Below are 20493 nucleotides of genomic sequence, written 5' to 3'. Positions count from 1 at the left end.
TCTTCGCGGGCAAGCTCGCTCCTGCAGGGGTTGGTTAGAGCTGGTCGAAGTCCAGCACCACTTTGTCGCTCACCGGAAACGCCTGGCATGACAGCACATAGCCGGCGGCCACTTCGTAATCTTCCAGGGCGTGGTTGCTGTCCATGTCCACTTCGCCTTCGATCACCCTGCATTTGCAGGTCGAACACACGCCGGCCTTGCACGAATAAGGCAATTCGGCACCCTGGGCGTTGCCCGCATCAAGGATGCTTTGCGTGTTGCGCGGCAGGTCAAACGCCAGGGCGCGGCCGTCGCTGATGACGGTGATCTGGCTGACCGCGGCATCAACCTGCCGAGCGGCCTCGCGGGCTTGGCGTTTTTGCGGGCTGCCGGCGGCGGCAAACAGTTCGAAGTGAATACGCTCGGCCGGCATGCCTTTGGCTGTGAGGCTGTCGCGCACGGTTTCGGTCATCTCCTGCGGGCCGCAAATGAAAGCTGCGTCGAGGGCCTTGACGTCGAGCCAGCGGGAAAACAGTTGCTCGCACTTCTCGGCGTTGATCCGGCCGTTGTACAGGTCGACATCCTGCTGCTCGCGACTGAACACGAAGATCAGGTTGAGGCGCTGCAAGTAGCGGTTTTTCAGGTCTTCAAGCTGTTCGCGAAAAAGCGCGCCAGAGCTGGAACGGTTGCCGTACAGCAAGGTGACGTGGCTGTATGGTTCGGTTTGCAGAGTCGTCTTGATGATCGACAGGATCGGCGTGATGCCGCTGCCCGCCGCCACCGCGAGGTAGTGGCCGTGGCGGGTCGGGTCGAGCTCGACGTGAAAGTGTCCGGCTGGCGGCATCACTTCCAGGCTGTGCCCGGCTTTCAAGTGCTCATTGGCAAACGCCGAGAAACGCCCGCCGACCACGCGCTTGATCGCGATGCGCAGTTCGCCGTCATTCACCCCGGTGCAGATCGAGTAGGAACGGCGCACTTCTTCGCCGTCCATCTGAGTGCGCATGACCAGGTGCTGGCCCTGGGTGAAGTGAAAACTGTCCTGCAGGTGTTGTGGAATCTCGAAGGCGATGGACACCGCGTCACGGGTCTCGGTGCGCACGTCCTTGATGGTCAGGCTGTGAAATTTACTCATTTTTATTCTCCAGCTGGGACGGCCGAGCGCCGCTCAGATGCACTTGAAATAGTCGAACGGTTCCCGGCAATCGACGCAGCGATACAGCGCCTTGCACGCAGTGGAGCCAAACTCGCTGAGCACTTCGGTGTGCGCGCTGCCACATTGCGGGCAGACAATCACCGGGCTCTCACCGAGCAGGCTGCGTTTGCTGGTACTGCCGTCGGGCGGTGCAATGCCGTAGGCGCGCAAGCGATCGCGGCCAATGTCGGTGATCCAGTCGGTGGTCCAGGCCGGGGTCAATTTGCGTTCCAGTTGCGGCGCCTTGAAACCGGCCAATTCCAGCGCATCGCGGATGTCGCTCTCGATCACTTCGGTGGCGGGGCAACCTGAGTAGGTCGGTGTGACCACCACGTGCAGATGGCCGGCCTGCCAGTCGAGATCGCGCACGATGCCCAGATCGACCACGCTGACCACCGGCACTTCCGGGTCCATGACCTGCGCGAGGGTTGCCCACGCGGCGGCCAGGTCGGTCGGTTGTGCCGGCCGTGCGCCCTGGTCGCTGGCGATCAGTTCACCAGGTTGCATCGGGGTACGCTCGGGGCAGGAACTGCATCTCGGCCAGTAAAATGCCCAGGTGTTCGGTGTGCAGGCCCTTGCGTGCATCCAGGTAGAAATAGCTCGGTGCGGCGGGCACTGGCAGTGTGGCGCTGGCGAAAATCTCGCTGACTTTGGCTTGCCACGCCGCGGCGACTTGCGCGGTGTCTGGGGTGATGCCGGCCTCGCACAGACGCCGTTCACTGTCATCGGCGCTGGTCAATTCAACGGTGAAACGCCAGACCTCAGGGATCGCCGCGAGCATGCGTTGGTGGCTTTGCTCGGTGCCGTCACCCAGGCGCTCGACCCACTCACCGGAGCGGCGCAGGTGATAGGTGACTTCCTTGACCGCTTTGGCTGCGATCCCGGTAATGCGCTCGTCCGTGGACTGGATCAGGCCGCTGAGCACTTGCAGGTGCCAGGCGTCGTAGAGGAACTGCTTGAGGATGGTCACTGCATAATCGCCGTTGGGTTGTTCCACCAGCAGCAGGTTGCGATAGTCACGCTCATCGCGGCGGAACGCCAGGTGATCGGCGTCGCGACCGTCGTCCAGCAGTTCGGCGGCGTATTCGAGCCAGTTGCGGGCCTGGCCGACGAGGTCGAGGCCGACGTTCATCAGCGCCAGCTCTTCTTCCAGCGCGGGCGCCTTGCCGCACCATTGGCACAGGCGCTGGCCCTGGATCAGGGCGCTGTCGCCCAGGCGCAGCAGGTATTCGATCAGATCAGTCTTGGAATTCATGGTCGACCTCACATGTGCCCGACTTTGGCCGGCAACTCGTAGAAGCTGGCGTGGCGATAGACCTTGTCGTCCGAGGGGTCGAACAGCGGGTCTTTTTCATCCGGAGACGAGGCGGTGATCAGCGCCGAAGGCACTACCCACAGGCTCACGCCTTCGCTGCGGCGGGTATACAACTCGCGCGCGTTCTCGATGGCCATGGTGGTGTCGGCGGCATGCACGCTGCCGACATGCTTGTGATTGAGGCCGTGCTTGCTGCGCACGAAGACTTCGAAAAGGGTCCATTCGGACATTTCAGTTACTCCACATCTGTTCGGTTTTGCTGGCGCGGCTGAAGATCAACAGATCGCAGCCTTCGGCAGCTCCTACATGGGGCACCGGCTCCTGTGGGAGCTGGCGCAGCCTGCGATCTGTTGGCGGCATGGAGCCGCCGAGGATCAAGATCAAACGTGCCGAATCAGGCGGCGTTCCTGTTGTGTTTTTTCCGGGCGTGGGCAACGGCGGCTTCGCGGACCCAGGCACCTTCTTCGATGGCCTTGCGCCGGGTGGCGACCCGTTCCTGGTTGCACGGACCGTTGCCCTTTAGCACTTCGTAGAACTCGCTCCACTGGATATCGCCGAAGTCGTAGTGACCGCGTTCTGCGTTCCACTTCAGGTCCGGATCGGGGCAGGTGCAGCCCAGTAGTTCGAGTTGCGGGATGGTTTGGTCGATGAAGCGCTGGCGCAGTTCGTCGTTGCTCTGGCGCTTGATTTTCCAGGCCATGGACTGGGCGCTGTTGGGCGAGTGTTCGTCGCTGGGGCCGAACATCATCAATGACGGCCACCACAGGCGGTTGATGGCGTCCTGGACCATGTCTTTTTGCGCCTGGTTGCCGTGACGCATCATGGTCAGGAGGATCTCGTAGCCCTGGCGCTGGTGGAAACTTTCTTCCTTGCAGATCCGCACCATGGCCCGGGAGTAGGGGCCATAAGAGGTGCGCTGCAGTACCACCTGGTTGACGATCGCGGCGCCATCCACCAGCCAGCCCACGGCGCCCATGTCGGCCCAGTTCAGGGTTGGGTAATTGAAGATGCTGGAGTACTTGGCCTTGCCGCTGTGCAGTTTGGCGATTTCTTCATCGCGGTCTGCACCCAGGGTTTCCATGGCGCTGTAGAGGTACAGGCCATGACCGGCTTCATCCTGGATTTTGGCCATCAGTTGCAGTTTGCGTTTGAGCGATGGCGCGCGAGTGACCCAGTTGCCTTCGGGCAGCATGCCGACGATTTCCGAGTGCGCGTGCTGGGAGATCTGCCGGATCAGGGTCTGGCGATAGGCATCAGGCATCCAGTTCTTGGCTTCGATCTTTATTTCCGAATCGATTTTTTCCTGGAAGGCGCGTTCCTGTTCGGTCATTTCCGATAGGTCTTTTATGCGCTTTACGCCTGTTTCTACTAGCTGTGCGTACATGGGGGTCTCCCGCCGTGAATCTGTTTGATGGCATGGAGAACTTTATAAGCGATACGGAAATTAATATCAAACATAAAATATCGTGTCGTTTGTTTTTTTGTATCGCTTTGGGGTGCAAATCCGTTTCCGGGGTAGCGGCTGCTTATGGTTCCGCGCTTGCGGCGGATTACTTTGCGCGTTTCAACGTAATCCGCTGTGAGAGCGGAACCGGCAGCTGCCATCACCAAAAAACGGATATGTCCCCAATCAAAACCCAAAAAAAACCCCGCCAAAGCGGGGCCAAAAGAGGTGCAGCAGTCATCCCTTGGGACGCTTGTCCATCACATGACAAGCCTTACCCTCAGACCGCTTGATCGAATGCAGAGGCTGCAAAACAATCCGCGAACTGATCCCGATATACGTCTTGATATGCCGACTCAACTCGGCGCAGACCGCCTTCTGCTGATCATCACTCATACTCTGATGCTCGGCCTTGAGCTCCACGTGCACGTCAACGCTGTCCAGGTTGCCATGGCGATACAGGTGAATTTCATAACACTCCGAAAGCTGTTTGATCTTCAGCACTTGCTCCTCAATCTGCGTCGGGAACACGTTCACCCCGCGAATGATCAGCATGTCGTCGCTGCGCCCGGTGATTTTGTCGATCCGCCGCATCGGTCGCGCGGTACCCGGCAGCAAGCGCGTCAGGTCGCGGGTGCGGTAGCGGATCATCGGCAAGGCGTCCTTGCTTAATGAGGTAAACACCAACTCGCCCATCTGCCCGTCCGGCAACACTTCGCCAGTGACCGGGTCAATGATCTCCGGATAGAAGTGGTCTTCCCAGATCGTAGGCCCGTCCTTGGTCTCTGCGCATTCCATGGCGACACCCGGCCCCATGATTTCCGAAAGGCCGTAGATGTCCAGCGCGGTGATGCCCAGGCGATTCTCGATGGCGCTGCGCAGTTCGCCGGTCCAGGGTTCTGCGCCGAAGATGCCCAGGCGCAGGGCCAGTTTGTGCGGGTCGATGCCCTGGCGCTCGATCTCGTCGGCGATGTTGAGCATGTAGGAAGGCGTGACCATGATGATGTCCGGCTGGAAATCCTTGATCAGTTGCACCTGTTTCTCGGTCTGGCCACCGGACATCGGAATCACCGTGCACCCCAGGCGCTCGGCCCCGTAGTGCGCACCCAGGCCACCGGTGAACAGGCCGTAGCCATAGGAAATATGCACCTTGTCACCGCGGCGGCCACCGGCGGCGCGGATCGAGCGGGCCACCACATTGGCCCAGGTGTCAATGTCGTTCTGGGTGTAGCCAACGACGGTCGGTTTGCCGGTGGTGCCGCTGGATGCGTGCAGGCGCACGATGTCGTGCATCGGCACGGCAAACATGCCGTAGGGGTAGTTGTCGCGCAGGTCGGTCTTGGTGGTGAAGGGGAACTTCGCCAGGTCTTCGAGGGACTTGATGTCGTCCGGGTGCACGCCCAGTGCATCGAAGCGTTGACGGTACAGGGGCACATTGTTGTAGGCGTGGTTCAGGCTCCAGCGCAGGCGATCCAGCTGGTGCTGACGGAGCTCGTCGATGCTGGCGGTTTCCAGAGGGTCCAGCTGTGGGTCAAGCACGGCGTTGGCAATTGGCATGTTCATGATTTCACTCGAATTGTTTTTGTGTTTCAACCCTGTCACGCCAGGGCTTTGAGTGCATGCCCCAAGGATACCTCTCGGCTCCCCGGGAATCGCGGTTCTTTAGACGGACAGGCGCTCGATGATCAGCGCGATACCCTGGCCCACGCCGATGCACATGGTGCACAGGGCGTAGCGACCTTGACGTTCTTCCAGTTCGTGCAAGGCGGTGGTGACCAGTCGCGCGCCGCTCATGCCCAGTGGATGGCCGAGGGCGATCGCGCCACCGTTGGGGTTGACCCGCGGGTCGTTGTCGCTCAGGCCGAGCTCGCGCAGCACGGCCAGGCCTTGTGCGGCAAAGGCTTCGTTGAGTTCGATTACGTCCATGTCGGCCAGGCTGAGGTTGGCCAGTTCCAGCACCTTGCGCGTGGCCGGTACGGGGCCGATGCCCATGATGCGCGGCTCGACGCCGGCAGTGGCCATGGCGACGACCCGGCCGCGAGCTTTCAAGCCGTGGCGCCTGGCGACTTCGGGGCTTGCCAGCAGCAGGGCGCAGGCACCGTCGTTGACTCCCGAGGCGTTACCGGCGGTGATGCTGCCGCCGACGCGAAAGGGCGTGCCGAGTTTTTGCAGTTGCTCAAGCGTGGTGTCGCCACGGGGATGCTCGTCGTGTTCGACGATTTTCGCCGGGCCTTTACGCTGGGGGATGTGCACGGCGACGATTTCCCGTGCCAGGCGTCCGCTGGCCTGCGCTGCGCCTGCCCGTTGCTGGCTGCGCAGGGCGAAAGCGTCCTGGTCCGCGCGGGAGATGTTGAACTGCTCGGCGACGTTTTCGGCAGTCTGCGGCATCGAGTCGATGCCAAAGGTTTTTTCCATCAGCGGATTGACGAAGCGCCAGCCGATGGTGGTGTCGTAGAGGTTTGCATCCCGGGAGAACGCTTGCTCGGCCTTGCCCATCACCAGTGGCGCGCGGGACATCGATTCGACGCCACCCACCAGCATCAGTCCGGCCTCACCGCAACGAATCGCCCGTGCCGCCGTGCCGATCGCATCCAGCCCCGAGCCGCACAGGCGGTTGAGGGTGGTGCCCGGAACGCTAACCGGCAGCCCGGCCAGCAGTGCCGACATGCGCGCGACGTTACGGTTGTCTTCGCCGGCCTGGTTGGCGCAGCCATAGATCACGTCGTCCACCGATGCCCAGTCGACCTGCGGGTGACGGCGCAGCAGTTCACGCAGCGGCACGGCGCCGAGGTCGTCGGCGCGCACGCTGCTGAGGGCGCCTGCGTAGCGGCCGATGGGGGTGCGCACCGCATCGATGATCAAGGCATCATTCATTCGGGTTCTCCTGCGCGAGCACCGTGCCGCGCACTTTGTAGGATTTGCCATGGAACAGCGCGATCAGCTGGCCCTGTTGGTTTTCAATGCGTACGTCGTAATTTCCGGTGCGACCGGAACGGCTCTGCTCGATGCAATCGGCCGTCAGCGTGTCGCCCAGGTGCGCCGGGGCGATGTAGTCGATGCTGCAACCGATGGCTACCGTGGCGTCGTTGTAGCTGTTGCAGGCAAAGGCAAATGCCGAATCGGCCAGGGCGAACAGGTAGCCGCCGTGGCAGGTGCCGTGCCCCTGGATCATGTCGGCGCGCACGCTCATGCCGACCCGGGCACAGCCTGGTGCGGCCGACAGCAGGCGCATGCCCATGCCCTGGCTGGCGGCGTCGCGCTGGAGCATGGTTTGCGCGCAGTTGCTGGCCAGGTGCATCGCTTCGTGGTTAGTCATGCAAGGTTCTCCCTTCGGCAACCCGACGCCGCAGGAGCAGCGAGGGGCGATAGCGTTCTTCGCCGTATCCGGCTTGCAGGTTTTCCAGGACCCTGAGAACGTGCGCCAGGCCGATGGTGTCGGCCCAGGCCAGTGGACCCTGGGGATAATTGACCCCGGCACGCATGGCCAGGTCGACGTCGGCGGCGCAAGCCACGCCTTGCAGCACGGCATCGGCCGCTTCATTGGCGAGCATGGCGACGGTGCGCAACACGGCCAGCGCCGGGCTGTCGCTGAGCTGGCTGACGCTGAACCCCGCGCGTTGCAGCAGGGCGATGCCTTGTTGCATTGCGTTAGGGTCGATGTCGGCGCCGCAGCTGATGGCGATCCGGCTGGCCTGGCCATAGTCAAACGCCAGATCGAGCAGAATCAGGTTGTCCAGGCCATCTTCCCGGGCCCGCTGGCAGGCCATGCGCCCGTCGCTCAGGGCGAGCACCGCGTCACCGACCCGCAGCACGCCATGGCCATCGCGCTGTATGACTTCAACTCCGCGCTCGCGCAGCCGCGCAAGGAGCGCATTGGCGACGCCCAGATCGCCTTCCACCACGCAGGTGTCAACGACGGCGCGGCTGTTGACTTCAGTGGGCTGCGCACGGGTGATGCCATCGGCGTAGGAGTAGAACCCCTGGCCGCTCTTGCGTCCCAGGCGTCCCGCATCCACCAGCTCTTTCTGGATCAATGACGGCAGGAAGCGCGTGTCGCCGTAATAGGCATCGAATACCGAGCAGGTCACGGCATAGTTGACGTCATGCCCAATCAGATCGGTCAGTTCAAAGGCACCCATGGCAAAGCCGCCGGCCTCTCGCATCAAGGCGTCCAGCGTCGGGACATCTGCTGCGCCTTCCTGCAGCAGACGCAGGTTTTCGGCGTAGAACGGCCGGGCCACGCGGTTGACGATAAAGCCCGGCGTCGAGCGGGTGTGTACCGGTTTTTTGCCCCAGGACTTTGCGGTGTCGTACAGGCACGCGGCCAACGCCGGATCGCTGGCCAGGCCAGAGACGATTTCCACCAGGGCCATCACCGGCGCGGGATTGAAGAAGTGCAGGCCGAGCATGCGTTGCGGATGGTCGAGTTGCGCGGCAATGCTGGTGATCGACAGCGACGAGGTATTGCTGGCCAGGATGCAGTGCTCGCCGCAGAGGCTTTCCAGCTGACGAAAGAGCTCGCGCTTGACCTCCAGGTTCTCGACGATGGCTTCGATGATCAGCGCGCAATCGGCCAGCGCCTCGATGTTGTCCACCGCTTGCAGGCGAGCGACAGTTGCCACCCGCGCCTGGGCCGACAGCTTGCCTTTCTCGACACGTTTGCCCAGTTGCCGGTCAATTCCTGCGATGGCTTGCGCGGCGGCGCCCGGGCGATTGTCCAGCAACAGCACCGGATGGCCAGCCTGTGCCGCGACCTGGGCAATCCCGGCGCCCATGGCTCCGGCGCCGATCACGGCGATCTGCGCGTTGATGTTCAGTGCTGTCATGACTCAGCGCCCCTTGAAACTTGGGGTGCGTTTTTCCATGAACGCGCCGACGCCTTCACGGTAATCCTCGCTACGCCCGGCCAGGCGTTGCAGGTCCTTTTCCAGCTCCAGTTGCTCGTCGAAGGTATTGCTCAGGCTCGCATTCAGGCTGCGTTTGATCAGCGCCAGCCCATAAGTGGGCTGCGTGGCCAGATGACGGGCGAGGGTCAGGGCTTCGTTGCGCAGTTCGCCATCGTCCACCACGCGGTAGATCAGCCCCCATTGCTCGGCCTGTTCGGCACTCAGGCGATTGCCCAGCAGGGCCAGCGCTTTTGCGCGAGCCATGCCCACCAGGCGCGGTAAGGTCCAGGTGCCGCCGGAATCGGGGATCAGGCCGATCTTGCAGAAGGCCTGGATGAAGCTCGCCGAACGGGCGGCAATCACCAGGTCGCAGGCCAGGGGAATGTTGGCGCCGGCGCCAGCCGCCACGCCATTGACCGCACAGATCACCGGCAGCGGCAGGTCGCGCAGTTGGCGGATCAGCGGGTTGTAGAACCTCTCGATCGACTCGCCCAGATCCGGCACGGCGCTGCCTGGCGCGACGTTGCGGTCGCTCAGATCCTGCCCGGCACAGAAGCCGCGGCCTTCACCGGTCAGCAGCAGTACGCGCACGTCTGTGTTCTGGCGAACCTGCTTGAGCGCTTCCTTCACTTCGCCGTGCATCTGTGCATTGAAACTGTTGAGCTGGTCTGGCCGATTGAGGCTGAGCAGGGCAACACCAGCCTCGATGGAAAACAGAATGTGTTCGAAGTTCATGGTCATGGGGGCTCTCTGCGAGGTTCGAATTCGGGTATGGACCGGTTACTGCCCGGTAAAGCTCGGCGTGCGCTTTTCCTGGAAGGCCTGGATGCCTTCATCACGGTCGCGAGTGCCGGCCAGCACGGTGAAGGCGTGGCGCTCGAAACGCAGGCCGCTTGCCAGGTCGGTGTCCATGGCCTTGAGCAGTGCTTCCTTGGCCAGGCGTACAGCCAGCGGGGCCTTGGTGGCGATGCTGCGGGCGATGTGCAGGGCGCGCTCGACGGTGAATTCCGGTTGAGTCACTTCACTCACCAGGCCGGCCCGTTGCGCCTGGCGGGCGTCGATCGCCTCGCCGGTCAGGACCATTTGCATTGCCAGGGATTTGCCCACGGCACGCAGCAGGCGTTGAGTGCCGCCGGCCCCGGGCATGATCCCCAGATTGATTTCCGGCTGGCCGAACCTCGCGTCTTCACCGGCAATGATGATGTCGGCGTGCATCGCCAGTTCACAGCCGCCGCCAAGGGCAAAACCGTTGACGGCAGCGATCAGTGGTTTGTTGAAGCGGGTGATGGTCTGCCATGACGCCTGGCGCGGGTCATCCAGGATGCCGACCAGATTGCGCTCGGCCATTTCCTTGATGTCGGCGCCGGCGGCGAAGGCTTTGCGGCTGCCGGTCAGAACCACCACGCGGGTGTTGGCATCGGCCTGTGCGGCCTGCAGTTCGTCGGCCAGTTCGCCCAGCAATTGGGTGGTCAGGGCATTCAGCGCTTGCGGGCGCTGCAAGGTAATCAGGCGGACACCCGGCTCGATGAACTCGACAGCAAGGGTTAGAGGCATGGCGGATGCCCTCACGGTGCACGCTCGGCGGTGACGCCGGCTCATTATTGGATCGGCGCGGTGGGCCGGTTTTGCCGGAGTATACCTGCAACGTGATACGCAAATGCAACTGTAAAATTAGAATAACGTGTCTTATTAAAGATTCTTTGGTTTTCCTGTTAAAGCGGATTCTCGGGCTTAGCTGGTTATGAACTCTCGTAATCATTGGGTTTAAAGCTGATCCTGCGACCCTGGTCGCCGCCGATTGATCACTGCGAGGCAAGTGATACGCTTTTTAGTCTTTGTGCTAACAAAAACGATGTGATACAAAATACTTCCATAAAGGCATCGCTTTGCGATCACGCTTTGTCACGTGCTTCAAGGAACGTCCCATGACCTGCTATAGCCTCGATGGCCTGACCCCGGTGGTTGATCCCACCGCTTATGTGCACCCCTCGGCGGTGTTGATCGGTGATGTGATCATTGGTCCTCATTGCTACGTAGGACCTTTGGCCAGCCTGAGGGGCGACTTCGGCCGGATCGTGCTGGAGGAGGGCGCCAATGTGCAGGACACCTGCGTGATGCATGGTTTTCCGGACAGCGACACGGTGGTCGAGCGTAATGGTCATATCGGCCACGGCGCGGTGTTGCACGGTTGCCGGATCGGCGCCGATGCATTGGTGGGCATGAACGCGGTGGTGATGGACAACGCGCGGATCGGCCCGCGTTCCTTTGTTTCGGCGGCGGCCTTTGTCAAAGCCGGATTCGAGTGCCCGGAACAGTCCCTGGTGATGGGCACGCCGGCCAGCGTCAAACGCGCACTCAGCGATGAAGAGGTGGCATGGAAGCAGGCCGGCACCCGCGAATATCAGCAACTGGCCAAGCGCTGCCTGGAGCAGATGCAGGTTTGCGAGCCGCTGGCGCAACCGGAGCCCGAGCGCCGGCGAATCAGCGACAGCGGCCTGCGGCCAAAGAGCAGCACTTGGTGAACAACAAGGGAATTGGGTTCACAGGCTGGCTTTCGGTATATTCCTTTTCTTTTTTCAACCCGGTACGCCCATGTCGTCCCTGATTCCCCTGAACCATCTGATTACCCGCTTCCAGGAACAGACGCCGATCCGCGCCAGCTCCCTGATCATCACGTTGTACGGTGATGCCATCGAGCCGCATGGCGGAACGGTTTGGCTGGGTAGCCTGATTCAATTGCTCGAACCCATCGGCATTAACGAGCGGTTGATCCGCACCTCGATTTTTCGCCTGACCAAGGAAGGCTGGTTGACCTCCGAAAAGGTCGGGCGGCGCAGTTATTACAGCCTGACCGGCACCGGCCGCCGGCGTTTCGACAAGGCTTTCAAGCGGGTCTACAGCTCAACCGTGCCGGCGTGGGATGGTTCCTGGAGTCTGGTGATGCTCACCCAGCTGACCCAGGACAAGCGCAAACAGGTGCGCGAAGAGCTCGAGTGGCAAGGTTATGGTGCGATCTCGCCGGCAGTGCTGGCCTGCCCGCGCAGTGACCGCGGCGATCTGAACGCGACTTTGCTCGACCTGGGTGCCCAGGAAGAAACCATTGTTTTCGAGACCACGGCCCAGGATGTGCTGGCCTCCAAAGCCCTGCGCCTGCAGGTGCGCGAGAGTTGGAACATCGAAGAACTGGCGACCCACTACAGCGAGTTCATCCAGCTGTTCCGGCCGCTCTGGCAGGCGCTTCGCGAGCAGGAAAACCTGCAGCCGGCCGACTGCTTCCTGGCACGCGTCCTGCTTATTCACGAGTACCGCAAACTGCTGCTGCGCGATCCTCAACTGCCGGACGAATTACTCCCCGGGGATTGGGAAGGCCGTGCTGCACGCCAGCTGTGCCGCAACATTTACCGATTGATCTACGCCAAGGCCGAGGAATGGCTGAACACTGCGCTGGAAACCGCTGATGGCCCGTTGCCCGACGTCGGAGAAAGCTTCTATCGACGCTTCGGTGGACTGAAATAGCTCACCAGAGGCAGGAGCGTGGCGGTCAGGGAGGATGCGTGGATTGGCGTAGATAATAAAAACAAGCCTGCGTGAGGCCCCACATGATTTCTTCTATTGCACAGCGCCGTGACGGGTTCGACCAGTGGATCCAGCAGATCAACCAGATCTGCGGCGCCTTTAATGCGCAACCCCTGGGCAGCGACTTTGCCGGCCAGATCCAGGAGCATCAGGACGGCGCGCTGAAGGCCAGCTTTGTCGAGGCGTGCCAGGCGCGGTTGTATCGAACTCCGCTGGAAGTCGCGGCGGGGGAGGGGGGGAAATACTTTGCGGTGTTCCAGCTCGATGGCACTGCCGGTATGGCCCAGGCCGATAACAAGGTGTTGCTGTCGGCCGGCGACATCACTCTGATCGATGCTTCGCGTCCCAGCGACTTTACCTACAGCGAGAACTCCCGGCAGTTGTCGTTGATCCTGCCGGCGCAGTTGGTCGAGCAGACCTTGCGTTTTAATCAGGTGCGCTGCGGTCACCGGATCGCCGCAAGTTCGCCGATTGCCCTGTTGTCCCGACGCCTGATCCTCGACGCGACCCGGCAGAAATGCCTGAGCCGCCAGGAAAGTGAAGCGACGCTGGAGGCCATTGTCAGCCTGCTGCGCCCGGCGATCAGTCACACCGACGACTGCGCAGATGTGCACGAGCGTGCCTTTCGCCGGACCCTGAGCTTTATCGACCAGCACATTCGCTGCGAGGAGCTGTGCCCCGAATGGCTGGCGCGGGAGGTCGGCATGTCGACTCGCGGGTTGTATCGGATGTTTGCCAGGAAAGGGCTGGTGGTGGCTCGGTACATCAAAAACCGGCGTCTGGATTTGTGTGCTGAATCCTTGCGCCAGTCGCGGTCCGAGCAGAAATTGTCGGTGCTGGGGTATTCCTGGGGGTTCTGCGATTCAAGTTATTTTTCAACGGCATTCAAATCACGCTTCGGCATTTCACCCGGTGAATACCGCAAGCAACATGCCTGAAAGGCGACCCCCTGTGGGAGCGAGCCTGTTCGCGATGGGTTGGTCAATAAACATCATCGTATCTGGCCCACCGCCATCGCGAGCAGGCCTCGCTCCCTCAGGTTGTTTTGTGCCTGGCTCCATCTGCGTTTATCTTTTGTTGAGATTCAACGTCGGCGTTTCATCAAAGAAATTCCACGGTTTGAGCAGCACGTGTACCCACTCCGTCGGCATGATCGGCCACTCTTCTGCGCGGGCGATGTGGGTCGTACCGGTGGTCAGCCAGACCACGTTGTCGGTGTTGTCGATGGCCTGATTGTCCTGGGTGAACTGCCCCAGCCCCGAGTCCTTGTCCGAGCGGTTGGGGTACTTGCCCTCAGGGTATTTTTCATCCGGGCTGTAACGCGTCACCCAGAGTTGCTTGTCCATGAAACTGAGGCGGTGATAGAGCCATTCGTCCTTGCCGAAATTGGCCCCCTTGGCCACCGGATGAGTGCCGCCGGCGTAGGGGATCAACTGGTAGGACACCGGATTGCCCACCTTGTTTTCCTTGCTGAAGTTGCTCAGCAAGCGAACGGTCGAGGGGTCGAATTTCTGTGCCGCCTGCTGTTCGGTACCGACCACTTGCTGTTCGGTCTGCATGGTGCTGGTGCGCGGACCACCCCGGTCGTTTGACGCCACCACCGGGTTCACTTCCACCAGCGAGTTGTTCTCGCCATCCACGTCCAGGTCGAGGCGGAAGTTGTAGATGTGCTGGTGGGTCGTGCCGACGATATTGTGGTCCAGCAGCGTGCCATAGCGGGTGTCTTCCTTGGCCGTGGCATCGCGCATGGTGCTGGTCTTGACGCCCTTCACTGCCTCGATTCCGGTGGCGCCGGCGTCGATGCCGATCGTGCCGTTCTGCTGGAATACCCAGTCGAATATGTAGTCGTAGTTGCCCACTGTGCTGATCCAGCGCACCACCAGTTCGCGGCGCTCGGTGCTCAGGTTCGGTTGGCCCATTTCCTGGTGTTTGTATTCCGGGCCGGCGTAGCGCTCGAAGATCGCCATGGCGCGCGGCACGGTGGTGGGCTTGCCGGTGTAATCGGCGAGCGTGGCGTCCAGCAGGACGGCGTTGGCCGGCGCGTCCTTGCCCCGGGCGATCGGCGAGGTCAGGGTGCCCATGCCGTAATCGCCGGAGTCCAGGTAAGCCTTGAAGTACCAGCCGCCATCGGGATCGCCATAGGGCACGATCATGCCACCCAGGGAGCCCTCATACATGACTTTGCGTTTTTTACCCTGGTCGTCGTAGGTGACCGTCGACAGAATCGGGCCTACCCGTGAGTCGAGGCGCACGTGAAAGTCCCAATTCTGCCAGTGAATGCTGTTGCCGGTGATGGTGTAGTTCTTGCCCTCGGGCTCGGTGATTTCCAGCGGTTTGACGGCTACCACCGGCCGTCCTCGCCCGTCATAGGGGGTGGGCTTCATCGGCACCGGGATCACGCCGCCGTCCTCGATCTTGATCAGCTTCTTCTGTTCCAGGTCGACCACCGCTACCAGCCCCTCGATGGGGTGGCTCCAGTAGTTGCCGTCGCCGATGTTGAGGTAACTGACGATCTTCAGCAGGCGCTTGTCCTGCGCCAGGCCGTCCTTGCCGTCGAAGTAACCGACGGTCAAAGGTGTGGCCACGACCTTTTTCACATCATCGATGCCGCGTTTGGCCAGGGCCTGGGCGTATTCGGGGCTGGCCTCGATGGCCGCCTGCACGGTGGCAAAGTCATCCAGCAACACCATGCCGTGGGCCCCTTCCACCGGTTGCCAGGAAAGGAGCATGCGACTGTCGAGATCGATCAACGCTTCGATCACGTGCTTGCCATCGAGCACCACGATGTTGGCCTGGCGCGGCTGCTTCACGGCCTGGCCGGTGAGGGCGAAGTTCCAGGTTTGATCCTTGGGCGGCTCGTGGATGGACACATCGGTGAAACGAAAGCCGGGCTTGTAGTGCACCGACTGCTTGACGATCTCCACCGCACGACCGATTTCATCGGCGCTCAGGGGGTTTAGCGGGTTGGGCCTGGTCTCGACCACGAACGTCTTGTCCAGGCCGGACTGGAACACCTGGTTGATGAAGTCCTTGGACATGTAGGCCGTGTTGCCCTTGAACACCACCGGCACGGTCAGCTCGATGCGCTTGCCGTTGAGCATCGCCACCTTGGTGTCCGGCTTGACCTTGAGGTACACCCCGTCCCGGGTAATCACGAAGACGTTGGCATAGTCGTCCCACTTCACCGTCGCGCCAAACTCCTCAAGGCCCGCCTGCAACGGCACCATTTCGGCATGCCCGCCGTGGGCGGTGGCCTTTGGAATCCAGCCAGGCAGGCACAATGCGCTAAATGCCACGGACAGTGCGAGTCGGGCCAGGGGCTTTTTTATCGGTAATTTGACGGCGGTGAACATGGGCGAATTCCTTGAGGACAGCAGGTGACCGGCATACCTGCACTTTGCTACAGCCAGCGAAGGGCTTTCTTTGTTTGCCTGCCAGAATCCTTGGGCTTTGTGCCTAAATCAACTGTTACGTCACAAGGGCATGCCAGTTGCCCTTGGGTAACTGCCTTGAATCCATTGCTTAGGTTTAATAGGAAGCATTACTATTCACGCCCCGTCTCCACAGCACGCCGCAATGACCCCCAAGCTGCCCCGCAGGCCCGGCTTTTTCGAGCATTACGAAGAGTTGGTTGGCACCTGGACCCGTCGCCTGAGAAATCGTCAGCAGGCTGAGGATCTGGCCCACGATACCTTCGTGCGAGTGCTTGAGTCGGATTCGGCGGCGGTGGAGCAGCCTCGTGCATATTTGCACCAGACAGCGCGCAACATTGCAGTGGACGGCTATCGTCGCGAGGATCGACGAGGCGCCATGGAGTCGGGGGCGATCGATCACAGTGTGTCCTCGTGCGGCGACCCGGAGCATTTCGTGCAGGCGATCCAGTTGGCCGATTCCATTGAGCGCGCGCTGGCCGAGTTGCCGGTCAATTGCCGCAAGGTGTTCGTGTGGCAGAAGATCGAAGGTCTGACCCAGGCCGAGATCGCCGAACGCCTGGGACTGTCCAAGAACATGGTGGAAAAGTATATGATCCGCACGCTGCGGCATCTACGCGATCGCCTGGATGGGTTGCAATCATGATCGGTCGCGTCTTTCCATTCTCCGCCAAACAGGAACTTCCATGATGGATACCCGTGATTGCGCGTGCGGACCCACGGCGGTCCGCGATGAGGCGGCGCGCTGGTTCGTGGTTTTGCAGGAGCCGGTGGTGGATGTCCTGGAGCGTCAGCAGTTTGCAGCCTGGTTGGCCGAGCACCCGCAGCACCACTATGAATTCCAGGTACTTGAGGGGATGTGGTCGGCGGCGGACCTGCTGCCGGCGGCGCGTATGCAGGCCTTGTGTGACGTGCCGCCAGCGCGCAGCACGCGTCAGCCAATCCTGCGTTATGCCGTGGCCGCCAGCGTGCTGGCCGTGGCTCTGGGGCTGGGCTGGTTCACCACGATGGATCAGCCGGCTACCTACACTGGCGAGTTTTCCACGGCGCTGGGCGAGCGTCGGCAAGTGGCGTTGCCGGACGGTTCGATGATCGACCTCAACAGTCGCAGCCGCATTCAAGTGCATTTTGTGCAGCACCGTCGCGCCGTCGAGCTGACCGAAGGCGAGGCGATGTTCAGCGTCGAGCACGACGCCGATCGTCCGTTCGTGGTGGAGTCGGGCAGTGGCAGAGTCACGGTGACCGGCACCCGTTTTGATGTGCGCCGCGACGTCGGCGAAACCCGCGTAGTGGTCGAGCAGGGCACCGTCAAGGTCCAGGGACGGGACGTTGCCGATGGCCCATCCATCGACCTCGTCGCCGGCATGGGCACCCGTGTCGATCTCCAGGGCAAGGTCGCCGCGGCGTATGCGGTGGATGCAGCGCAGCTGACCGCCTGGCGCAGCGGCAAGCTGGTGTTCAATAACGCGAGCCTGAGCGAAGTGGCCGCCGAAGCCTCCCGTTATCGTGACAAGCCGATCACGGTCGCCAACGACAAAGTGGCCAATCTACGCCTGACCAGCGTGTTCAAATCTGACAACACCGATGCCCTGTTGAAGGCCTTGCCAAGCATTCTCCCGGTAGCCGTGCGCACCCTCGATGACGGCAGTCAGGAAATAATTTCAAAATAGATTCAGGTTTTTTTCGAGTTCTTCGTCTTCTTGTCCAACTGCAACTGGTTTGCATTAACAAACGCATGCTCTTGCGATTCACAGGACAAGTTTCGACGTGAAAAAAACCATCGCCCATAACAAAAAATCACCCTGGTTGCCGCTGGCCCTGGCCTTGGCCGCCAACTGCGCGCTGCCCCAGGCATTTGCTGCCGACGCCATCCACATCGAGGCGCAGCCGTTGGGGCAGGCCTTGAGTCAGCTGGGCCAGCAGACTTCGCTGCAGGTTTTTTTCAGCCCGGAGCTGGTCGCCGGCAAACAGGCACCTGCCGTGGACGGTAACCTTTCCCCCGAGCAGGCCTTGCGCCAGCTGCTGCAGGGCAGCGGCCTGGATTATCAGATCGATGCAGGCTCGGTGACCCTGACCCCCACACCGACTTCCGCCCAGGAAGGGCCGCTGGAGCTCGGCGTGACGGATATCAAGGTGGTCGGCAATTGGCTCGGCGATGCCGATGCAGCCGTGGTGCAGAACCACGCCGGCGCACGCACGGTGATCCGTCGCGAGGCCATGGTCGAGCAAGGCGCAATGACAGTCGGCGACGTGTTGAAGCGGGTACCGGGCGTGCAGGTGCAGGACGCCAACGGCACCGGGGGCAGCGATATTTCCCTGAACGTCGGCGTGCGCGGCCTGACGTCGCGCCTGTCGCCACGCTCCACTGTGTTGATTGACGGCGTACCGGCAGCCTTCGCACCCTATGGTCAGCCGCAACTGTCGATGGCGCCGATCTCCTCCGGCAACCTCGACAGCATCGATGTCGTGCGCGGCGCCGGCTCGGTCCGTTATGGACCGCAGAACGTGGGCGGGGTGATCAACTTCGTCACCCGGGCGATTCCTGAACAAGCGTCCGCCGAGATAGGCACCACCCTGGAAACCTCGCGGCACGGTGGCTGGAAGCACATCGATACGGCGTTCGTCGGCGGTACGGCGGACAACGGCATGGGCGTGGCGCTGTTGTATTCGGGCGTCAACGGCAACGGTTACCGTGAGCGCAACAATGGCAACGACATCGATGACGTGATGCTCAAGACCCACTGGGCGCCCACCGATGTGGATGATTTCAGCCTCAATCTGCATTACTACGACGCCAGTGCCGATATGCCCGGCGGTCTGACCCAGGCGCAGTACGACGCCAATCCTTTCCAGTCCGACCGCAACAACGACAGCTTCACTGGACGTCGCAAGGAGGTATCGTTCAAGTGGGCGCGGCAGATCGATGACCGCACCCAGGCTGAAGTGCTGACTTATTATTACGACAGCTTTCGTGGCAGCAAAATCGCCGCGCGCGATCAGAAAACCCTCGGTTCCTTCCCGCGCACCTACTACACCTTCGGCATCGAGCCGCGGGTGTCTCATGTGTTCGACCTCGGCCAGACCACCCAGGAAGTCAGCGTCGGTTATCGCTACCTCAAGGAGGGCATGCACGAATCGGCCAGCCGGTTGGGCCTGAACGACAGCAACGAGCCGGTGGTCAGTCCGGGCGCCGACGGGCACGTGTACCAGGACCGCACGGGTGGCACCGAGGCCAACTCGGTCTACCTGGACAACAAGATCGACGTCGGCAAGTGGACAGTAACGCCGGGCATCCGCTTCGAACACATCAGCACCGACTGGCACGATCGCCCGGTACTGGACACGGCGGGCAGGCCGGTAGCGGAAAAAAACCGCAGCATCGAAAGCAACGAACCGCTGCCGGCGCTGAGTGTGATGTACCACCTCTCCGACGCCTGGAAGCTGTTCGCCAACTACGAAACGTCCTTTGGCAGCCTGCAATATTTCCAGCTCGGCCAGGGCGGCACCGGTGACGAGACGGCCAACGGCCTGAACCCGGAAAAGGCCAAGACTTATGAGATCGGCACTCGCTACAACGATGACGTGTGGGGCGGGGAGGTGACGCTGTTCTACATCGACTTCGATAAAGAACTGCAGTACATCAGCAATGACGCGGGCTGGACCAACCTCGGTGCGACCACTCACCAGGGCCTCGAAGCCTCGGTGCATTACGACCTTGCCGCGCTGGACCCACGACTCGACGGCCTGACGGCCAACGCCGGCTTCACCTACACCCGGGCGGTGTATGAAGGAGAAATTCCAGGCTTCAAGGGGCGCGACTTGCCGTTCTATTCGCGTCAGGTAGCCACCGCCGGGCTGCGCTACGACGTCGATCGCTGGACCTGGAACGTGGACGCGTTCGCCCAGTCAAAACAGCGCTCACCGGGCACGGCAGTGAACGCCGATGGCAGTTTCAGCGGCAATTACATCACCGAAGGCACCGCGGATGGTCAGTACGGCGACATTCCGGGGTACGTCACCTGGAACGTGCGTGGCGGCTATGACTTTGGCGCGACGCTGTCGAACCTGAAGCTGGGGGCGGGGGTGAAGAACGTGTTCGACAAGCAGTACTTCACCCGATCCAGCGACAATAATGCGGGGATGTATGTGGGGGCGCCGCGGACGTTTTTTGTGCAGGGTAGTGTTGGGTTTTAAGATCATGTCGCGTTCATAGCGACGGATTGAAGTGTCCAAAATCATTAGGCCAGTTCAGCTTTGCTCCCGCAGGCATCACCACCCACAGGTGGATTTCAAACTTGGGGTGTGCACACAAACGCGCGAAGCGCGCCGGCTTGATGCCTTGGTCGGCCCGAAGGCCGCCACGGCGAAGCTCTTGATCGCAGGCGCCCCGTTAAACCACGCTGGCCGAACGCAGGCATTGCGCAGCGGGGAAACCGGCAAGGATGCCGGTTTAGCCGCGCTGGGCCAGGGATGGCCCATCGCGGCGACCCGCGGAGCAATGCCGGAGTGAGGGCACACCGAGCCTGAGCGAGGTGCCGAGTGGTGGGGCAAGAGCGCTTTGGTTACTTTGCGCCGGGGCGCGCAGCCTTTTCGAAAGTGACCCGCCGTAAGAGCGGAACCATAAGCCGCCGTTACCGCAGCAATGGATATGCACACAAAGCAAGATCAAA

18 protein-coding genes are annotated in these 20493 nt (G+C 61.6%); 6 read left to right on the top strand and 12 right to left on the bottom strand.

Annotation, left to right across the window (positions count from 1 at the left end; all coding sequences use genetic code 11):
* Nucleotides 1–34: 34 nt before the first annotated feature.
* The 11 genes from paaE to paaF form a co-directional block, all read right to left on the bottom strand.
* Nucleotides 35–1111 carry a 1,2-phenylacetyl-CoA epoxidase subunit PaaE gene (gene paaE, locus EQV97_RS14870; protein WP_122838703.1) on the bottom strand — a complete coding sequence of 359 codons (1077 nt, stop codon included), beginning with the start codon at nucleotides 1109–1111 and terminating at the stop codon, nucleotides 35–37.
* A gap of 33 nt (nucleotides 1112–1144) precedes the next feature.
* A complete protein-coding gene (paaD, locus tag EQV97_RS14865) occupies nucleotides 1145–1678 on the bottom strand; it encodes a 1,2-phenylacetyl-CoA epoxidase subunit PaaD (protein ID WP_122838704.1) in 534 nt (177 codons plus the stop codon).
* On the bottom strand, nucleotides 1665–2426 hold the full coding sequence (paaC, locus tag EQV97_RS14860) for a 1,2-phenylacetyl-CoA epoxidase subunit PaaC (RefSeq protein WP_122838705.1): 762 nt from the start codon (nucleotides 2424–2426) through the stop codon (nucleotides 1665–1667). Before paaC ends, paaD begins: the two co-directional genes overlap by 14 nt.
* Nucleotides 2427–2434: 8 nt before the next feature.
* Nucleotides 2435–2716, bottom strand: a complete 282-nt coding sequence (paaB, locus tag EQV97_RS14855) for a 1,2-phenylacetyl-CoA epoxidase subunit PaaB (protein ID WP_240889159.1) — start codon at nucleotides 2714–2716, stop codon at nucleotides 2435–2437.
* Between the two features lie 164 nt (nucleotides 2717–2880).
* Entirely contained in the window at nucleotides 2881–3870 is a 990-nt protein-coding gene (gene paaA / locus EQV97_RS14850; RefSeq protein ID WP_122838706.1) for a 1,2-phenylacetyl-CoA epoxidase subunit PaaA, read from the bottom strand.
* Between the two features lie 297 nt (nucleotides 3871–4167).
* Nucleotides 4168–5493 carry a phenylacetate--CoA ligase PaaK gene (gene paaK / locus EQV97_RS14845; RefSeq protein ID WP_240889158.1) on the bottom strand — a complete coding sequence of 442 codons (1326 nt, stop codon included), beginning with the start codon at nucleotides 5491–5493 and terminating at the stop codon, nucleotides 4168–4170.
* Between the two features lie 99 nt (nucleotides 5494–5592).
* Nucleotides 5593–6804, bottom strand: coding sequence for a 3-oxoadipyl-CoA thiolase (pcaF, locus tag EQV97_RS14840; protein WP_240889157.1), 1212 nt, complete (start codon nucleotides 6802–6804; stop codon nucleotides 5593–5595).
* Nucleotides 6797–7246: a hydroxyphenylacetyl-CoA thioesterase PaaI gene (gene paaI, locus EQV97_RS14835; RefSeq protein ID WP_122838708.1), complete on the bottom strand. Its 450-nt coding sequence runs from the start codon at nucleotides 7244–7246 to the stop codon at nucleotides 6797–6799. The genes pcaF and paaI overlap by 8 nt, the downstream gene beginning before the upstream one ends.
* Nucleotides 7239–8756: a 3-hydroxyacyl-CoA dehydrogenase PaaH gene (gene paaH / locus EQV97_RS14830; RefSeq protein WP_240889156.1), complete on the bottom strand. Its 1518-nt coding sequence runs from the start codon at nucleotides 8754–8756 to the stop codon at nucleotides 7239–7241. Before paaH ends, paaI begins: the two co-directional genes overlap by 8 nt.
* Nucleotides 8757–8759: 3 nt before the next feature.
* Nucleotides 8760–9551 carry a 2-(1,2-epoxy-1,2-dihydrophenyl)acetyl-CoA isomerase PaaG gene (gene paaG, locus EQV97_RS14825; RefSeq protein WP_122838722.1) on the bottom strand — a complete coding sequence of 264 codons (792 nt, stop codon included), beginning with the start codon at nucleotides 9549–9551 and terminating at the stop codon, nucleotides 8760–8762.
* Nucleotides 9552–9596: 45 nt separating this feature from the next.
* The gene (gene paaF, locus EQV97_RS14820) at nucleotides 9597–10370 is read right to left on the bottom strand and encodes a 2,3-dehydroadipyl-CoA hydratase PaaF (protein WP_122838710.1); all 774 of its coding nucleotides are present in this window, start codon (nucleotides 10368–10370) and stop codon (nucleotides 9597–9599) included.
* A 371-nt stretch (nucleotides 10371–10741) separates the two neighbouring features.
* Between paaF and paaY the strand changes: the two genes are divergently transcribed.
* The 3 genes from paaY to feaR all read left to right on the top strand — a co-directional run bounded on the left by paaY (nucleotide 10742) and on the right by feaR (nucleotide 13330).
* Nucleotides 10742–11338 (top strand): phenylacetic acid degradation protein PaaY, encoded by a 597-nt coding sequence (gene paaY / locus EQV97_RS14815; RefSeq protein ID WP_240889155.1) that lies wholly within the window; start codon nucleotides 10742–10744, stop codon nucleotides 11336–11338.
* A 70-nt stretch (nucleotides 11339–11408) separates the two neighbouring features.
* Nucleotides 11409–12332, top strand: coding sequence for a phenylacetic acid degradation operon negative regulatory protein PaaX (gene paaX, locus EQV97_RS14810; protein WP_122838712.1), 924 nt, complete (start codon nucleotides 11409–11411; stop codon nucleotides 12330–12332).
* Between the two features lie 83 nt (nucleotides 12333–12415).
* Nucleotides 12416–13330 (top strand): transcriptional regulator FeaR, encoded by a 915-nt coding sequence (gene feaR, locus EQV97_RS14805; protein ID WP_122838713.1) that lies wholly within the window; start codon nucleotides 12416–12418, stop codon nucleotides 13328–13330.
* Nucleotides 13331–13459: 129 nt separating this feature from the next.
* Here the strand turns inward: feaR and tynA are convergent, their stop codons facing one another.
* Complete coding sequence (gene tynA / locus EQV97_RS14800) at nucleotides 13460–15745, bottom strand: primary-amine oxidase (protein ID WP_240889154.1); 2286 nt, start codon at nucleotides 15743–15745, stop codon at nucleotides 13460–13462.
* Between the two features lie 223 nt (nucleotides 15746–15968).
* Here tynA and EQV97_RS14795 point away from each other — a divergent pair, with 223 nt between their 5' ends.
* The 3 genes from EQV97_RS14795 to EQV97_RS14785 all read left to right on the top strand — a co-directional run bounded on the left by EQV97_RS14795 (nucleotide 15969) and on the right by EQV97_RS14785 (nucleotide 20017).
* Nucleotides 15969–16469 (top strand): sigma-70 family RNA polymerase sigma factor, encoded by a 501-nt coding sequence (locus EQV97_RS14795; protein WP_122838715.1) that lies wholly within the window; start codon nucleotides 15969–15971, stop codon nucleotides 16467–16469.
* A gap of 40 nt (nucleotides 16470–16509) precedes the next feature.
* The gene (locus tag EQV97_RS14790; RefSeq protein WP_240889153.1) at nucleotides 16510–17493 is read left to right on the top strand and encodes a FecR family protein; all 984 of its coding nucleotides are present in this window, start codon (nucleotides 16510–16512) and stop codon (nucleotides 17491–17493) included.
* 97 nt (nucleotides 17494–17590) lie between these two features.
* Nucleotides 17591–20017 carry a TonB-dependent siderophore receptor gene (locus EQV97_RS14785; RefSeq protein ID WP_240889152.1) on the top strand — a complete coding sequence of 809 codons (2427 nt, stop codon included), beginning with the start codon at nucleotides 17591–17593 and terminating at the stop codon, nucleotides 20015–20017.
* The last annotated feature ends 476 nt before the right edge of the window (nucleotides 20018–20493 follow it).

Source organism: Pseudomonas sp. TMW22090 (genome assembly GCF_022496665.1).
Classification (GTDB): domain Bacteria; phylum Pseudomonadota; class Gammaproteobacteria; order Pseudomonadales; family Pseudomonadaceae; genus Aquipseudomonas; species Aquipseudomonas gregormendelii.
This window is presented reverse-complemented; position numbering and strand designations above follow the sequence as displayed.

Bases quoted from the DNA above. Each gene is read 5' to 3' on its own strand.
- paaE (WP_122838703.1), bottom strand. From the start codon at position 1,111: ATGAGTAAATTTCACAGCCTGACCATCAAGGACGTGCGCACCGAGACC.
- paaD (WP_122838704.1), bottom strand. From the start codon at position 1,678: ATGCAACCTGGTGAACTGATCGCCAGCGACCAGGGCGCACGGCCGGCA.
- paaC (WP_122838705.1), bottom strand. From the start codon at position 2,426: ATGAATTCCAAGACTGATCTGATCGAATACCTGCTGCGCCTGGGCGAC.
- paaB (WP_240889159.1), bottom strand. From the start codon at position 2,716: ATGTCCGAATGGACCCTTTTCGAAGTCTTCGTGCGCAGCAAGCACGGC.
- paaA (WP_122838706.1), bottom strand. From the start codon at position 3,870: ATGTACGCACAGCTAGTAGAAACAGGCGTAAAGCGCATAAAAGACCTA.
- paaK (WP_240889158.1), bottom strand. From the start codon at position 5,493: ATGAACATGCCAATTGCCAACGCCGTGCTTGACCCACAGCTGGACCCT.
- pcaF (WP_240889157.1), bottom strand. From the start codon at position 6,804: ATGAATGATGCCTTGATCATCGATGCGGTGCGCACCCCCATCGGCCGC.
- paaI (WP_122838708.1), bottom strand. From the start codon at position 7,246: ATGACTAACCACGAAGCGATGCACCTGGCCAGCAACTGCGCGCAAACC.
- paaH (WP_240889156.1), bottom strand. From the start codon at position 8,756: ATGACAGCACTGAACATCAACGCGCAGATCGCCGTGATCGGCGCCGGA.
- paaG (WP_122838722.1), bottom strand. From the start codon at position 9,551: ATGAACTTCGAACACATTCTGTTTTCCATCGAGGCTGGTGTTGCCCTG.
- paaF (WP_122838710.1), bottom strand. From the start codon at position 10,370: ATGCCTCTAACCCTTGCTGTCGAGTTCATCGAGCCGGGTGTCCGCCTG.
- paaY (WP_240889155.1), top strand. From the start codon at position 10,742: ATGACCTGCTATAGCCTCGATGGCCTGACCCCGGTGGTTGATCCCACC.
- paaX (WP_122838712.1), top strand. From the start codon at position 11,409: ATGTCGTCCCTGATTCCCCTGAACCATCTGATTACCCGCTTCCAGGAA.
- feaR (WP_122838713.1), top strand. From the start codon at position 12,416: ATGATTTCTTCTATTGCACAGCGCCGTGACGGGTTCGACCAGTGGATC.
- tynA (WP_240889154.1), bottom strand. From the start codon at position 15,745: ATGTTCACCGCCGTCAAATTACCGATAAAAAAGCCCCTGGCCCGACTC.
- EQV97_RS14795 (WP_122838715.1), top strand. From the start codon at position 15,969: ATGACCCCCAAGCTGCCCCGCAGGCCCGGCTTTTTCGAGCATTACGAA.
- EQV97_RS14790 (WP_240889153.1), top strand. From the start codon at position 16,510: ATGATGGATACCCGTGATTGCGCGTGCGGACCCACGGCGGTCCGCGAT.